15 protein-coding genes and 1 tRNA gene are annotated in these 15,322 nt (G+C 57.9%); 12 read left to right on the top strand and 4 right to left on the bottom strand.

Annotation, left to right across the window (positions count from 1 at the left end; all coding sequences use genetic code 11):
* Window positions 1–77 precede the first annotated feature (77 nt).
* The 11 genes from HY17_RS05650 to maiA all read left to right on the top strand — a co-directional run bounded on the left by HY17_RS05650 (window position 78) and on the right by maiA (window position 10,192).
* Window positions 78–950 (top strand): 2-dehydro-3-deoxygalactonokinase, encoded by an 873-nt coding sequence (locus HY17_RS05650; protein ID WP_051599737.1) that lies wholly within the window; start codon window positions 78–80, stop codon window positions 948–950.
* A complete protein-coding gene (locus HY17_RS05645; RefSeq protein ID WP_051599736.1) occupies window positions 947–1,831 on the top strand; it encodes an SMP-30/gluconolactonase/LRE family protein in 885 nt (294 codons plus the stop codon). Before HY17_RS05650 ends, HY17_RS05645 begins: the two co-directional genes overlap by 4 nt.
* Before the next feature lie 136 nt (window positions 1,832–1,967).
* Entirely contained in the window at window positions 1,968–2,177 is a 210-nt protein-coding gene (secE, locus tag HY17_RS05640) for a preprotein translocase subunit SecE (RefSeq protein WP_034763952.1), read from the top strand.
* A 40-nt stretch (window positions 2,178–2,217) separates the two neighbouring features.
* Window positions 2,218–2,760, top strand: a complete 543-nt coding sequence (gene nusG, locus HY17_RS05635) for a transcription termination/antitermination protein NusG (RefSeq protein ID WP_034763949.1) — start codon at window positions 2,218–2,220, stop codon at window positions 2,758–2,760.
* Window positions 2,761–2,843: 83 nt separating this feature from the next.
* Window positions 2,844–2,920 (top strand) — tRNA-His (locus tag HY17_RS05630).
* Window positions 2,921–3,189: 269 nt separating this feature from the next.
* Window positions 3,190–4,371 carry an OmpA family protein gene (locus tag HY17_RS05625; protein ID WP_034763946.1) on the top strand — a complete coding sequence of 394 codons (1,182 nt, stop codon included), beginning with the start codon at window positions 3,190–3,192 and terminating at the stop codon, window positions 4,369–4,371.
* Between the two features lie 110 nt (window positions 4,372–4,481).
* Window positions 4,482–5,741, top strand: a complete 1,260-nt coding sequence (locus HY17_RS05620) for a hydrolase (RefSeq protein WP_034763943.1) — start codon at window positions 4,482–4,484, stop codon at window positions 5,739–5,741.
* A gap of 2 nt (window positions 5,742–5,743) precedes the next feature.
* A complete protein-coding gene (locus HY17_RS05615) occupies window positions 5,744–6,787 on the top strand; it encodes an arginine N-succinyltransferase (protein WP_034763940.1) in 1,044 nt (347 codons plus the stop codon).
* The gene (gene astD / locus HY17_RS05610; RefSeq protein ID WP_034763938.1) at window positions 6,787–8,238 is read left to right on the top strand and encodes a succinylglutamate-semialdehyde dehydrogenase; all 1,452 of its coding nucleotides are present in this window, start codon (window positions 6,787–6,789) and stop codon (window positions 8,236–8,238) included. Before HY17_RS05615 ends, astD begins: the two co-directional genes overlap by 1 nt.
* Complete coding sequence (astB, locus tag HY17_RS05605) at window positions 8,235–9,554, top strand: N-succinylarginine dihydrolase (protein WP_034763936.1); 1,320 nt, start codon at window positions 8,235–8,237, stop codon at window positions 9,552–9,554. Before astD ends, astB begins: the two co-directional genes overlap by 4 nt.
* The gene (maiA, locus tag HY17_RS05600; RefSeq protein ID WP_197020230.1) at window positions 9,551–10,192 is read left to right on the top strand and encodes a maleylacetoacetate isomerase; all 642 of its coding nucleotides are present in this window, start codon (window positions 9,551–9,553) and stop codon (window positions 10,190–10,192) included. Before astB ends, maiA begins: the two co-directional genes overlap by 4 nt.
* Here the strand turns inward: maiA and HY17_RS05595 are convergent.
* The 3 genes from HY17_RS05595 to HY17_RS05585 are packed head-to-tail and all read right to left on the bottom strand — an operon-like array spanning window position 10,189 to window position 12,415.
* A complete protein-coding gene (locus tag HY17_RS05595) occupies window positions 10,189–11,001 on the bottom strand; it encodes a hypothetical protein (RefSeq protein ID WP_034763933.1) in 813 nt (270 codons plus the stop codon). The two genes, maiA and HY17_RS05595, sit on opposite strands and share 4 nt — an antisense overlap.
* A gap of 27 nt (window positions 11,002–11,028) precedes the next feature.
* Window positions 11,029–11,412, bottom strand: coding sequence for a DUF6285 domain-containing protein (locus tag HY17_RS05590; protein ID WP_034763929.1), 384 nt, complete (start codon window positions 11,410–11,412; stop codon window positions 11,029–11,031).
* On the bottom strand, window positions 11,405–12,415 hold the full coding sequence (locus HY17_RS05585) for a phosphotransferase family protein (protein WP_034764090.1): 1,011 nt from the start codon (window positions 12,413–12,415) through the stop codon (window positions 11,405–11,407). The genes HY17_RS05590 and HY17_RS05585 overlap by 8 nt, the downstream gene beginning before the upstream one ends.
* Window positions 12,416–12,501: 86 nt before the next feature.
* On the opposite strand from HY17_RS05585, the gene HY17_RS05580 reads away from it, so the two are divergent.
* On the top strand, window positions 12,502–13,296 hold the full coding sequence (locus HY17_RS05580) for a DUF502 domain-containing protein (RefSeq protein WP_065382957.1): 795 nt from the start codon (window positions 12,502–12,504) through the stop codon (window positions 13,294–13,296).
* On the opposite strand, the gene recG is transcribed toward HY17_RS05580, so the two are convergent.
* Window positions 13,211–15,271 (bottom strand): ATP-dependent DNA helicase RecG, encoded by a 2,061-nt coding sequence (recG, locus tag HY17_RS05575; RefSeq protein WP_034763927.1) that lies wholly within the window; start codon window positions 15,269–15,271, stop codon window positions 13,211–13,213. The two genes, HY17_RS05580 and recG, sit on opposite strands and share 86 nt — an antisense overlap.
* Between the last annotated feature and the right edge of the window lie 51 nt (window positions 15,272–15,322).

The following is a 15,322-nucleotide window of genomic DNA, read 5'->3' as shown; positions in this document are numbered from 1 at the left end:
TCCCGGCGGTGCAAGAGACGTGAAGGCATGCGACCTGTGTTCTGCAGATCTTCAAAGCCAATAACGGGGCGCCATACATGAAAGATCGTACTATTCTCATCGGCATCGACTGGGGCGCCTCGACTTTTCGTGCCTGGGCGTTTGACGAAGAAGGGGACGTCATAGGTGGAATTTCCGTGCCGGACGGTATTCTCACCCATTCCGGCGATGCGATGGGGCGCCTCAAGTTCCACATCAATGAATGGCTCAGCGAATGGCCGGAAGTGCCCATCATCGCTTGCGGTGGAATCGGTGGAACCCAAGGCATCCACAATACAGGTCACCGACCTGTTCCGATGATGCTTGCAGACCTGCCGAGCCACCTCGTGCAGTCGAACGGCATACATATTGTTCCGGGGCTGAAACAGGCCTCACCGCCCGATGTGATGCGAGGGGAGGAAACACAACTGTTCGCGCTTGAAGACCCGATTGGCGCCGTGTGTATTCCGGGAACTCATACAAAACATGTTACGGTGGAACATGGACAGATCCTCGGATTCACAACGGAAATGACGGGTGAGTTACGAGCGTTGTTGCTGGCTAATGGCGGCTTGAAAACGCCTGAGGGCGTTGAGCAGGAATTCAGTGAGGCCATATTCCGGGAATGGGTGGAATATTCATTGGATACGGATGATGCGGCATCACCCTTCGCTGTGCGCGCAGCGCGCATGACAGGCGTCCTGGATCCAAAGTATCATGAGACGGCGCTCACAGGACTGTTGATCGGAGCAGACATTGCGGCGCACTACGATCCGGGAGATGAGCTCACGCTCGTTGCTGATGGAGCGATCATGGAATCCTATCGTCTGGCGCTGGACACGTTGGGCGCCGAATTTGACGAATGCTCTGCGGAAGAAGCGACACAGGACGGTCTGTTTGAATTGGCGGAAGAGGCAGGGCTGATCGGATGATGCTGGCGCCGGAATGCGTCGCCCCGACGGGGTGTGTGCTGGGTGAGGGCCCGGTGTGGAGTGAGACCGAGGGGTTTCTCTGGTGGGTCGATATCAAGCGCGCCAAACTGCATCGTTACAATCCCCGGACCGGCAATACTCGCCGATACGACCTGCCTTTGCGCGCGAGTGCGTTCGCGTTGTACGAAGGCAATTTTCTGATGGTTGGGGACCAGGAAATAGGGGTCTACGATCCGGCTACGGAGGTATATGACCGGATTCTCAAAATTGAGGGTGAGCCGGAAGGGAACCGCACTAATGACGGCGGTGTCGCTCCAGATGGGTCATTCTGGTTCGGAACCATGGATGATGCCGAGAAAGAGGCACGCGGTAGCTATTTCAGATATGGCGCCGACCAGACGCTCACCCAGTTACGCCTGCCATCTGTCATGGTCACCAACACGATGCAGTTTTCGCCTGATGGGCGTACCTTCTACACGTGCGACAGCACCGAACAGGAAATCCTGGCATACGATTTCGATCCTGAAACCGGCTCCTTGAGTGGACGTCGGGTGTTTGCATCGACATATGAATTTGACGGCTATCCGGACGGGTCGGCGGTTGACTCGGAAGGCTGCCTTTGGGTTTGCCTGTGGGGCGCATCGCGGGTTGTTCGATACACACCTGGTGGAGAAGTCGACCAGGTCATCATTCTTGCAGCGCCGCGTCCGACCAGCGTCGCGTTTGGAGGACCGGATTTCAGGACTATGTTCATTACAACAGCCAGAGCAGGAATGACTTTTCCTCAGCTGGATGCCCGGCCATTGTCCGGCAGTTTATTTGCGGTTCAGGTCGATGTGGCTGGCCGGCCGGCCAGGGAGTTTGGTCGTCTGTCACTTTGATATTGCAGTTTCGGAAGACGGCCTTGCAGGAGCCTATCAGGCACCTCACATGCCTTCACATTGAAATTGGTGTAGTTTAGGCGTGGACGTAGCGGCTCAAAACCGCTAACTCCCCGCTTTTCAAGAGAGTGTCGGAATGGCCGATAAGGTTAAGAAGAAACGGGTCGGGCCCTTTACGTTCCTGCGCCAGGTGCGCGCGGAAGGGAACAAGGTGACCTGGACTTCGCGTCAGGAGACGGTTCAGGCAACGATTTTCGTTGTCGTGATGTCAGTCCTCATTGCGCTCTTCCTGTTTGCCGCTGATTTCTTGATCAACCTGTTTGTTAAAGCGATTACTGGCCTCTAAGGGCTGGTGACCGACGTATTTCAAGGAGTGCGCTGGCCCCATGGCTGAAGCGAAATGGTACATCGTCCATGCCTATTCCAACTTCGAAAAGAAGGTGGCGGCAACGATTCTGGAACAAGCCCAGCGCAAGGGGCTGTCTGATCTGATCGAGGACATTCAGGTTCCGACTGAAGAAGTGGTAGAGGTCGCACGCGGCAAGAAAAAGACCGTCGAGCGCCGGCACTTCCCCGGTTATGTGCTCCTCAAGACTGTCATGACTGACGATGTGTACCACCTCGTGAAGGATACGCCGAAAGTGTCGGGCTTCCTCGGTGCCGAAGGTGGAAAGAAGCCGCTCCCTGTCCGCCAGCGTGAAGTGGATCGCATCCTTGGCACTGCGACTGATTCGGATGCCGATCGTCCGCGTCCCAAAATCTCGTTCGAAGTTGGTGAGCAGGTTCAGGTCAACGACGGTCCTTTCCAGGGGTTCGAAGGCGCTGTCGAAGAGATCGACGAAGCCAATGGCCGCCTCAAGGTAACCGTTTCGATTTTTGGACGTGGGACACCTGTGGATCTGGAATTCGAACAGGTCACCAAAGTCTGACGGAATAATAGGGGATTTCGGCTCCAACCTCTGCCGGTCACGCTTGAATCCTCACTTTATGGGTTGTATCTGCCAACCCCAGTGCCGCCTTAGCTCAGTCGGTTAGAGCGCTAGATTGTGGATCTAGAGGTCCCCCGTTCGAACCGGGGAGGCGGTACCATCTCTCCCACAAATATCACGTGCAAACCTCATTTATCCCGTGCGCCATGGAACGAATTTCTGTCCCGCGCGTAATTTGACGCACTTGATACAATCTGTTGCAAAAGGGACGCGGTGGGTGGAAAAACCCTGCCGTTTCGGGGCCTTCACTCCTAAAGGGGCTCGCAGCGAGAGTAAATTGAGTTTAATCAGGAATCATCGGGCAGTCTGCCCGTATGAACCTGCGGCCGAGGACAATCCCGTCATTCGGCACATAAAAGGGGATTGAGTATGAAGAAAACTCTTATGTGCGCGACAGCCGCGGCCGCGTTCGCGACGGCTGGTCTCGCCGCCCACGCGGACGACGGCTGGTATGGCCGCGCTGATGTCCAATATGGATTCTCTGGTGAGCTGGACCACGATCCGGTGACCCAAGATGTGCCTGGCTCGCTCCAGGGCAGCTCGGATTCCGACGAGATGCTCGGCGGCCAGCTGGGGCTCGGCTACAATTTTGACAATGGCTTCCGCCTTGAAGGTGCGCTGGGCTACCGTGGCGGTGAACTCAACGTTCCGTCCGATTTCGGCATGGGTGTGACAGGCGTTGCGTCAGATCCGCATGGTAACCTGCAAATCGCCGATTTCATGCTGAACGGCTTCTACGATTTCAATCGTGCCGGTAAAGTTCAGCCGTATATCGGTCTTGGTGTCGGCGGTGCACGTCTGAATGCCAAAGCCAGCAACCTCAATGTCGGCACCGCTGGCAACTGGGCTGCGGTTAACGGCTTCAACGAAACCGATACGACGCTTGCCTACCAAGGTCTGCTCGGTCTTGGTTACAAAGTTTCCGACCGCCTGACCCTGGATCTCGGCTACAAGTACTTTGTTGCTGACGATCTGGAATTCGCTGGCAATCCTTCGGATGGCACGGATTACGACGGCACCTACACGGATCACGTAGCGACTGTGGGGCTCCGCTGGGCGTTCGGCGCAGCTCCGCCTCCGCCGCCTCCGCCGCCGCCACCTCCGCCGCCTCCGCCTCCGCCGCCACCTCCGCCGCCTCCGCCTCCGCCGCCTCCGCCGCCTCCAACCGAGGCTTCGACCGGTCCGGAAGTGGTTTGCTCGGATCTCGGCCAGAGCTTCGTGGTGTATTTCGAGTGGGATCGCGCTGATCTGACGAGCCAGGCCTCTGCCGTGATCGATCAGGCTGTGGCGAACATTCAGTCTGAAGCAAGCTGTGCGACCAGCTCGGTTAGCATCGCCGGCCACACCGATACGTCGGGTGCCAGCGCTTACAACCAGCGTCTGTCTCAGCGCCGCGCTGATGTCGTTGGTCAGGCTTTGATCGCCCGTGGCATCGATGCTTCGCTCATCACCGAAGAAGCCAAAGGCGAAACCGAACTGGCAAAAGCAACCCGCGACGGTGTTCGCGAGCCGCTGAACCGCCGCTCGGAAGTCGTGATCACCGTTCAGTAAGACGGCTTACGCAAGAAATTGAGAATGGCCCGGCATTGCGTCGGGCCATTTTTGTTTTGGCCTCCAGCACGGGGCCTTGCCGGAAATCGTTTCCTGTGAAACCAAGAGCCATGATTGATCTGAGCACATTGAGCCACGATGATGAGGCGGCGCGAGAACGCCTCAAATCGCGCGCTTCCGACATGATTTCCCAGACACAAGGCTGGGCATCCATCAACACAGGCAGCTGGAACGTCGATGGATTGCGGAAGCTGGCGCCTATTCTGGCGGATGCTTTTGCAGAACTTGATGCAGAGGTTCGCCTTGAAGCAGGTGACCCGTTCGAGTCGGTGAATGATGCAGGGGAGACCGAGACGACAGAAACCTCTTCGGTCATACGTGTCTCCGCCCGGCCAGATGCGCCCGTTCAGGTGATCATGTCAGGGCATTATGACACCGTCTTCCCGCCGGGAACGTTTGAGACGATCCGTGATCTTGGTGACGGACGTCTGAATGGCCCTGGACTGGCGGACATGAAGGGCGGTCTCTGCGTCATGCGGGAAGCGCTCCTTGCTTTCGAGGCCGGTTCGCTGAAAGACCGGCTTGGATACCAGATCGTCATCACACCGGACGAAGAGATCGGAAATTTTGCCAGTGCCCGCGCGTTGACCGAAGCCGCTCGTTCGGGGGCGCATATCGGGATGACCTACGAACCGTGCATGGACACAGGTGCCATGTCTGGCGGACGAAAAGGGTCTGCCGTGTTCGACATCGTCTTGCATGGTCGGGCTGCCCATGCCGGCCGGGCGAAGGACGAAGGCCGTAGTGCAATCGAAGCAGCCGCCGAACTCGTCGTCGGGCTCGAGATGTTAAACGGTCAGCGAGACGGCGTAACCCTGAATGTCGGCTCCATTGATGGAGGAGGTCCGGTAAACATCGTACCCGATCTTGCGATTGTGCGTTTTGGCGCGCGTGCTCCTGATGCAGATGCAGCGGCTTGGGCAACCGAGGAAGTACAACGCCTGTTCGCTAGGGCAACAGCGCGGAATGGAATTCATGGTCATTTGCATGGCGGATTCTACCGGCCGCCCAAGCCTCGCAATGCTGCGCAGCAGGCCCTTTTCGATGCCGTTCGGGCGACCGGGCAGGCGATTGGTCTGGACCTCGTATTCGAAGACACCGGCGGCGTGTGCGAAGGTAACAATATCTTCGCAGCGGGGGTGCCGAACGTAGACACATTGGGTGTCATGGGCGGACGCATTCACTCCAATGAAGAATATGTGCTTACGAGCAGTTTTTCGGAGCGAGCGATCTTGTCGGCGCTCCTTCTGAACAGGCTCGCGGATGGCAGATTGGATGGCGCGGGAATCAAAGCGCTGATGGATAACTGATCATGGCAGTAAACTATGTGATGCGGCCCTCGCGGCTGGGTGATTTGCAGTCGCTTATTGAACTGGCCGAACTGTCCGGACCCGGATTTACCAGTCTTCCGGTCGATGTGCAGATTTTGCGGGAACGTCTGCAAAAGTCCGACGATGCATTCCTTGGGCGCCTCCATCGGATAGAGTACGGCAAGTATCTCTTGATGATGGAAGACGCAGAGACAGGTGAAGTGGTGGGTTGCTCCGCTGTGAAGGCGGGGACTGGTATTGACCAGCCGTTTTTCAATTATCGCGTGATTACACTGGCGCAGGCCAGCCAGGCGGCGGGAAACCTCCGCTTTGATATGGATGCGCTGGTCCTGACCAATGAATATGTGGGGTATACGGAGGTCGGAACCCTGTTCCTGAAACCAGAGCACCGCGGTGGCGGGGCGGGGCGTCTAGCTGCGCAGTCACGTTATCTGCTTATGGCGGCTGCCCCGGATCGTTTTGGTGACAAAGTGCTCGCGGAGCTGCGGGGCGTCGTCGATAATGAAGGTCGGTCGCCATTCTGGGAGTGTCTGGGACGGCATTTTTTCCGTATGGACTTCACCGAAGCGGATCGGCTGTCCGCCACGACAGATAACCAATTTATCCTGGATTTGATGCCCAAGTATCCGATCTATGTCGATCTGTTGCCACCAGAAGCGCGCGAAGTGATCGGCAGATGCCATTCCGATGGTGTCGGTGCCTACAAGCTGTTGCAATGGGAAGGTTTCGAGTTCGACCGAACGGTGGACATATTTGACGGGGGGCCGCTTGTGACGGCACAACGCCGGCACATACGGACAATTCAGGAAAGCTGCCGTATACGTTTTGAAGCCGGTGACGTCGATGCTGATCCTGCTGCGGTGCAGGGGCTGGCATCAAGTGACACGCTACCGGAATTCCGGGCGAGCCTTGCCAAGAGCATTCTGAAAGACCCGGATACTGCGGTGGTCAGCCCTGATACCCTTGAGATCCTCAAACTGAAGCCAGGCGCTGAAGGGCGCATCTGGCAACGGAGCAAGTCGTAATGAATGGTGCTTATATCGACGGTCGCTGGCGTGCCGGAAAGGCTGCGCATTTCCAAAACCACTGTCCTGCGACTGGGGAAGTTGTCTGGGAAGGGCACGGCGCCGATGAATCTGAAGTTCATGAGGCGGTCAGTTCGGCTCGTAAGGCTTTTCGGCATTGGAGCCGGCTGCCTCAGTCTGACCGAACGGCCATCCTGGAGCGTTATGCAGATGAGATCGCCAAGCGCGCCGATGCGATCGCTGAAACTGTTAGCCGCGATATGGGCAAGGCTCTGTGGGAGTCTATCTCTGAAGCCGCGACCATGAAAGCTAAAGTGGCTGTTTCAATCGCAGCGCAGGTGGAGCGTGCCGGAACGAAATTTTCTGAGGCCGCCTTTGGGTCATCTCACCTGACACACAGACCACACGGCGTCATGGCCGTGTTTGGTCCATTTAATTTTCCCGGCCACTTGCCAAATGGACACATTGTGCCGGCGCTTCTTGCGGGCAATACGTGCGTGTTCAAGCCTTCTGAGCTGGCGCCTGGTGTGGCATTCCATATGGCTGAGGCATTTGCCGCCGCTGGACTTCCAGAAGGGTGTCTCAACATTGTTCACGGCGGACGTGACACCGGCGGCGCGCTGCTGAACCAAGATATAAATGGTCTGCTGTTTACCGGCTCTGCGGCAACGGGGGTATTTTTCCACAAACACTTTGCGGGTCGTCCCGAAGTAATTCTCGCGCTCGAAATGGGCGGCAACAATCCGCTGATTATCTGGGATCCGGCGGATGTCGACGCCGCCGCCGACATCGCGGCTCAATCAGCATTCCTGACAAGCGGACAGCGTTGTTCCTGCGCGCGCCGGGTGATCCTCCCTGAAGGAAAATGGGGAGACCAGGTTACCGATGCGATCGTTGCGCGCGCGGAAGGTTTGAAGATAGGTGCCTGGAACGAAGAAGGCGTGTTCATGGGACCGCTGGTTTCTGAAAGAGCGGCCACGAATGCTGCGGTATTCCAGGACATGCTGCTCGCCCGCGGCGGACGGACACTGAAAGCGCTCGATCGGCTGGAGAGGGGCGGCGGCTTTGTCTCCGCAGGTGTCATCGATGTAACCGACGCCACAGACGTCCCGGATGAGGAGTTGTTCGGGCCCGTCATGCAGATCATTCGCGTCTCGGATTTTGATCAGGCGATTGAGCGCGCCAATGACACCCGCTACGGGCTTTCAGGTGGGCTTGTAAGTGATGATGATACTTTGTGGGTCAGGGCGCACCATGACATGCGTGCCGGCATCCTGAATCGCAATAGGCCGACTGCGGGCGCCAGCGGCGCCATGCCATTTGGTGGCCCGGGTCTTTCCGGAAATTTCCGTCCGGGTGCGTATTATGCGGCAGATTATTGTGCATGGCCGCAGGCGAGCCAGGTATCTGACAAGGCAGAGCGAATGACTGCCCAGGGATTCCCAAAGTGAGCGCACGGGAAGTCAATTTCGACGGCCTGATCGGGCCGAGCCACAATTATGGTGGTTTGTCCGACGGTAATCTTGCGAGTTCCCGAAACGCCGGCGATGTTTCAAATCCGCGCGAGGCAGCGCTGCAGGGGCTGGAAAAGATGCGGACGCTGGTCAGGGCAGGGCTCACTCAGGGTGTCCTGCCGCCACTTCCGCGCCCAAACTTTGATCTTCTTGTTTCAGCGGGCTTTCACGGCACAGACCAGCAGATAATCGACCAGGCCGCCAAACGGGCGCCTCGATTGCTGAAAGTGGCTTATTCCGCCAGCAGCATGTGGACGGCCAATGCCGCAACGGTGTCGCCATCGGCGGATACACAGGATGGACGCCTTCATCTGACGGCAGCAAATCTCTCCACGATGTTGCACAGGTCTCTGGAGCATCCGGACACGACGGCCTCGCTGCAGGCGATTTTCGGTGATGATAAGCATTTTTCGGTTCATGCCGCTCTTCCGATGCATCCGGACTTTGCGGATGAAGGCGCGGCGAACCATGTCCGTCTGTGTGCGTCGCATGGCGCACCGGGTGTGGAACTGTTCGTCTATGGCCGTGAGCCGGGCGAAGACCGGGCCGGGTTTCCGGCCCGGCAGACCAGACTATCCGCTGAGAGCATTGCACGTGCTCACGGATTGAAACCAGATCGCGCAGTTATCGTTCGCCAATCACCAGAAGCCATCAATGCGGGAGCCTTCCATAACGACGTGGTGTGTGTGGGGGCCGCCGACACCTTGTTTTTCCATGAGGCAGCGTTCGAAGATACTGAAGCAACACTGGCGGAGCTTCGATCTGCTGCAACCGGTTTGTTTGACTTGAAACCGGTGATGGTTCCGGACAGCGAAGTCTCGTTGGAAGATGCCATCCGCTCTTATCTGTTCAATTCTCAGCTCCTGGTTATGCCGGGTGAATCCCGGCTGGTGCTGGTTGCGCCAACTGAGGTGCAGGAAACCGATTCAACTCGGGCCTATTGCGAGCGTTTGGTTGCCGGCAACGGTCCGATCGGCCGGGTTCAGTATGTAGATGTGCGCCAATCCATGCGAAATGGCGGCGGGCCCGCTTGCCTGCGTTTGCGAGTCGTCATGACAGACGCTGAATTAGCGGCCTGTCACCAGGGAGTATTGCTGACCGAGGAACGGATCGACGCCTTGCAGGCAGTGGTGCGTACGGCTTATCGCGACCGGCTTGCTCCAGAGGATCTCGCGGATTCGTCATTTGCCGACGAGTGCCGAATTGCGCGAGAGGCGTTGCTCGACGTACTCGAATTGGAGGAACTGGCATGATCCGTCTCTACGATTATTGGCGATCGTCTGCTGCATACCGTGTTCGCATCGCATTGAACCTCAAAGGCATTTCTTATGAGCAGGTTCCGGTGAATATAGCTCCAGGATCAGATGAACAGAAATCAGCCGAGTATAAGTCCGTGAATCCGCAGATGCGCGTTCCGACGCTCGACGTGGACGGACAGCGGGCAGGACAGTCGCTTGCCATCTTGGAGTGGCTGGAAGAAGCTTACCCTAAGCCATCAATTCTTCCACACGATCCATGGGACCGCCTCCAGGCACGCTCATTCGCCAATACGATTGCGTGCGATATACACCCGCTGAACAATCTCGCGGTTCTTTCCACTCTGCGTCATGAATTCGGCGCTGACGATGCGTCTGTCACGCGGTGGTACCATGACTGGATCCGTCGTGGGTTCAAGGCCTTGGAAGCCTTTGCAGCCGGGCGAAGCGGTAGCCGCTTTCTTTTCGGAGATGCCCCTACGATGGCAGAGATCGCATTGGTTCCCCAGATCGCCAATGCCCGCCGGTTCGATATGGACCTGTCCGCGTTTCCCGGGCTGTTGGCGCTGGATAAGTCGTGCCTGGAACTGGACGCTTTCAAAAAAGCTTCGCCGGACGCAAACAAGCCGGCCTAGTCGCGGTTCTTTTTCTCGCGGCGCTCATCCGTGTCGCCTGGCCGGCGGATATCAACGATCTCAACTTCCTCGAGATCACCCAACGGTTCAGCCATGGGCGATGCGTTTGCATTCAGCCATTCACCGAACGCTGCAGCGGATTCTGTTACGGAAGAGTCCGGAGCGAGCACGGCAAAACCACCTTTACGGACGGTGGTGATATCCTTCACGCACGCGGCGCTCTCAGTCAGGTGAGAAGGGCAGTAAGTCTCTACTGACGTTTCTGGATTGTCGGTCAGCGAGAGCGTTTCGGGTTTCTTTCCGATCCGGTAGAAGCCCCCAAAGCGTTCCATCAATTCAGGCTCAAGTTCCAACTCGGCCAACAATGCGTCGGGGAGCGCCGTATCCGATGCGATGACCAGCGCGCGTCCGTGATTGTGTTTCCTGAGATAGATCAGAAACGCGCGGGCCAGATCGTCTCCTTTCGCGTCTGCGCGATACAGGGGGGCATAAACAGGCCCAATCGCCGAAAGTCCGTCTTCCAGCATGCGGCCCTGAAGGCGGGCGTTTTGTTCTTTCTTGTCGAGTTGCTTGCCGGTGCGGCCCTTCAATTCAGATGCGCTGTCGACAAGGAAGACATCCGTCGCCCAGCCATCCTGCCAAACAGCCGGAGGGGTTTCCTTCGGGACCACAGACCAACTGGCATAGTCGGTGTAGCTGAGCGGGCTCACTTCAATGAAGGGAGGGGGAGATATCACCGTGCGCCAAAGCCAGGTCCCCAAACCAATCGCGATGAGGGCGGATGCGATCCAGAGAACAGGTTTCTTCATTGAGGCGTGTCCGGTTGCGGTTGTGGCTCAGCCACGTGATTGCAACGCGAGAGCCAGCCCAGAATAACGAGGTTGGTCGACAGACAACTGCGCAATTGTGGTGGTTTTTAGATGGTCCAACAGGCCATCTGTAGAAAGGTCCATGTTCCCCGACCGGATGCGTTTGCACAGCTCACGATTAAGCGCATCGAGAGGGGTATCCACGTCTGCACCCAAAAGCGCAATCAGTCGGTCTTTTTCGTCTGCCTCGGCGCCAGGCCGCTGTTCCAGTTCTCGAAGTATGGTCGCCAGCACGTTTGATGCGACACGGGCATGAAAAGCAGCGTGGCCCGTTAGTTGAGGGGATGCAGTGTCATCGATAAAGCGTTTCACCGCTTCGACGAGTTCGGCCGTAGAGGGGGCGTCATGCATGGTTGCGCACTCCTTCCAGCAGGTTCACTAGATCGATCTCGGTTTCTGAAACGCGGCGCCCGATGGCTGCACGTTCCACGCTTGGATCCGCTCCGGAGCGGAAGGCTTCATACATCGTCATGCACATGATGCCCCATTTCAGGCTGCCCATCATCTCCCACCAATCGATGTCGCGTGGGGTCATTTGCGGGCCACCGGCCGCCGCGTAAGCATCCAGAAGGTCAGTCAGGTCACCAAATCCGCCGACGCGTTTGTCGGCATGCCCAAAACGCCAGGAATTGACGCACAGCCAGGCGATATCTTCGCGTGGGTCTCCGATATGGGCGAGTTCCCAGTCGAGCACAGATGCCAGACCCTTTTCAGAGACCATCAGGTTCCCAAGACGAAAGTCTCCGTGCACCAGAACGACAGGCAGGGCCGTGGGCGCGTTTTCTTTCAGCCAGGAAATGGCGAGTTCGAAAACAGGGCGGGGAAGATCGTAAGCCCGATAGATGGATTCGTATTTCTCAAGCTGGGTTATGCCATCGCTTACCGGCAGTTCTGGTAAGTTTTCCAGCGGAATGGAGTGAATTCCTGCGAGAGCCTGGCCGCACTGCCGCGCCAAAATCTTGCGAGCGTACGAGTATTCCTCGTCACGCAATATTTTTCGACCAAGCGTTTCGCCACTTATGCGATCCATCACGAAGGCTTGGCCCAGCTGCGGATCGTCTTCGAACACGCCGAGAACCGGTGGCACCGGCACACCCGCCTTGGCCGCATGAGTTAAAAGGGTTGCCTCCATGGCGAGGCCGATCGCTTGTGAAGAGCGGGCCGCTTCGACGCCTCCAGGCGCACGCCGGAGAATCATAGGCATTTCATGCCCGTTTTCCGACACCTGAAAAGCCCAGGTTTCCTGGCTTGCACCGCCGGATAGCCGCTTTAGACCGCCTACTTTACTGCCTGTGCCGTATTTTGCTTCGGCCCAGCCCTCTAGCGCGGTTGAGATCTGTTCGTTACTTCCCATCTTCGCCACAATTGCAGGGAAGAAAGGTCGCGCCAAGCTCTTCCCTTGCGAGAGCATGACGCGCGGTCCGGAAGGAGTTTCAATCGATGGCCAAGAAGCCAAAAAAGGACATGGGCATTCTGGAGGTAGAAAAACTGCCTCGTGTCAGTGCCTGGGCCTGGCTGCGTGCGCGCTTCTTCGCCGGCATGGTCATCGCGCTTCCGATAGTCGTGACGTTCGCGATCCTGCAGTTTTTCATAAATTACATCGATCAGCGCGTGGTTCCGATCTTGCCGGAATCCCTGAGGCCGGAAACCTATCTGAATTATGCCGTGCCGGGCTTCGGTGTCATCGTGCTGGTCCTGTTCCTCACGATTCTCGGTGCCATTACGACCAATCTTCTGGGGCGATCGGTTGTCGTCATTACGGATCGGGTGCTGAGCCAGATTCCGATTGTGAGAACGGTCTATTCTTCGTTCAAACAGCTCGTCGACGTTTTCGCGAATAATCCCACGGAACAGTTTCGCGAATGTGTGCTGATCCAGTTTCCCCGCGCGGACAGCTGGTGCCTGGGCTTCGTTGCAGCACCGGCGCGCGGAGAAGTCAGGTCGCACCTCAGCGAAGAGTATATTGGGGTTTTCGTGCCTACGACACCGAACCCGACATCGGGTTTCATCATGTTCGTGAAGGCAGAGAATACCATCAAGCTGCACATGAGCGTGGAAGAAGGCGCCCGCATGATCCTGTCGGCCGGCCTTGTTGTGCCGGAACACCCGGATGTGAAAGCCGCTATCGAAGCGGCAAACAGCCAGTCCTCTAAGAAAGAGACCGAGGCACCATCAACTCCCTCGCAAGACGCAGAGCCCGGCCCCGAACCGACTCAAGATCAGGATCCGAATTGACGAGGGCTTCGGCATCCTTCGCCGCGATGGCGAGCAATGGTGCGTCCTTCGACAAGTCGATCACGCGGTAATCTGTCGCGCCAGCTTGGCGAAGGCCAAGAATGTCGCCCGGACCGCGCAGCTTGAAATCCGCTTCTGCGATTTCGAAGCCGTCATCAGTGCGCCGCAGCGTCTCGATTCTTTCCCGCGCCAATTCGCCAAGCGGCGGGCGGTAAAGTAGCAGGCAATAGGAAGGCTTGTCGCCGCGGCCAACACGGCCTCTCAGTTGGTGCAGCTGGGCAAGACCAAACCCTTCGGCGCGCTCGATAACCATAATGGTCGCCTCCGGGACGTCGACGCCGACCTCAATCACCGTCGTCGCGACGAGCACCCGAGTGGCGCCGGTCCGGAAGTCCTCGAGGGCTGAGTCTTTTTCTGCGGCCTTAAGGCGCCCATGGACCAAACCGACCGGGACCTTCAGTTGTTTTGACAGCATCGCGTGGCGACCGACGGCTGTGGAATCATCGTCATCAACATCGACTTTCGGACAGACCCAAAACACCCGTTCGCCGCGGCTGATGGCACGTCCGACCGCGTCGACGACTTCATCCAACCGCGTATCAGGGATGGCACGCGTTTCGACCGGTTTTCGCCCTGCGGGCTTCTCGTCGAGGATCGAAACGTCCAGGTCTCCATTGACGGCCTGTGCCAGGGTTCGTGGAATAGGCGTCGCGCTCATGACCAGCATGTGGGGACTTTCGGCCTTGCCGGCGAGCTTCATCCGGTCGGCAACGCCGAAACGGTGCTGCTCGTCGACGATGACCAGACCGAGATTCCGGAATCGAACCGTCTCCTGGAAAAGCGCGTGCGTGCCGGCAATGATCTGGATTGATCCATCCGCAAGTCCCATCAGTATGGCTTCGCGAACGGATCCCTTGTCTCTTCCGGACAGTGCGGCAACGGTGTAGCCCAGTGGAGACAAAAGACGGGACAGGGTTTCGTATTGCTGGCGCGCGAGAACTTCCGTCGGTGCCATGAAGGCGGACTGGAAGCCGCCTGCTGCAGCCTGTACCGCTGCCATGGCACCAACCAGCGTTTTCCCGGCGCCGACATCGCCTTGCAGCATCCGCCGCATAGGTGATGTGCCCGCCATGTCTTCTGCGATTTGTTCGGACGCCTGCATCTGTGCGCCTGTTGGCACGAAGGGCAGGGATCGTATCAGCTCGGCAATTCGCTCATCCGCGTGGGGAATGGATGGCGCTGAGCGCCGCTTGCGCGCCATGCGCGCCAGGGCAAAAGCACTCTCCCGTGCCAGGGCCTCGTCGTAGGCAAGACGCTCACGTGCGAGCGCAAATTTCTCGTCGTCATAGGTTTCAGGCGTGTGCAGCCATTGCAGCGCTTCTTTGAACTCGGGCCAGCGCTTGGCTTCAACCAGCCCCATATCGGCCCATTCCGGTAGATCGTCCGGCACCCGCTCGAGCGCCTGTTCCGCGAAACCATGCACACGTTTGTTCGTCAGGCCGGCCGTAAGCCTGTAGATCGGTTCTACGGCGGGCGGTAAAGGTCCACGAGAAGGATCAACGATATAGTCAGGATGGGTCATCTGGCGTTCGCCGCGATAGTCCTCAATCCGTCCGGAGACGATCCGCTCCTTGCCCATCGGGAACTGGCCTTGCAGCCAGCGGCCATCTGCCCGGAAGAAAGCGAGGGTTAGAAAGCCGGTGCCATCGTAAAGCTGCACGCGGTGAGGCGACTTGTCGTTGTAGGGCGGGTGATAAGCGTGAACTTCGCCCTTTACTGTCGCGACCTCACCGAATTCTGTTTCATCAATCGTGGCGCGGACCCGCCGGTCCACCCACCGCTCAGGCAGGTGAAGCAGCAGGTCCCAGACATGCTCGCCGTCCACCAGTCGCTCCAGCGCTGGTTTCAGTTTCGGCCCGACGCCCGAGAGGGAATCCAGAGGCTCGAACAGGGGAAAGAGTCGCTCGTCTCGCATTCCGGCGAACCTATGCTGCGCCCTTCGATGGCACAACGTCGCTTTGACCTG

The sequence above is a fragment of the Hyphomonas sp. CY54-11-8 genome, from assembly GCF_000682735.1.
GTDB lineage: Bacteria > Pseudomonadota > Alphaproteobacteria > Caulobacterales > Hyphomonadaceae > Hyphomonas.
Note: the sequence above shows the minus strand (reverse complement) of the source record. Positions and strands in the feature narration are given on the sequence as shown.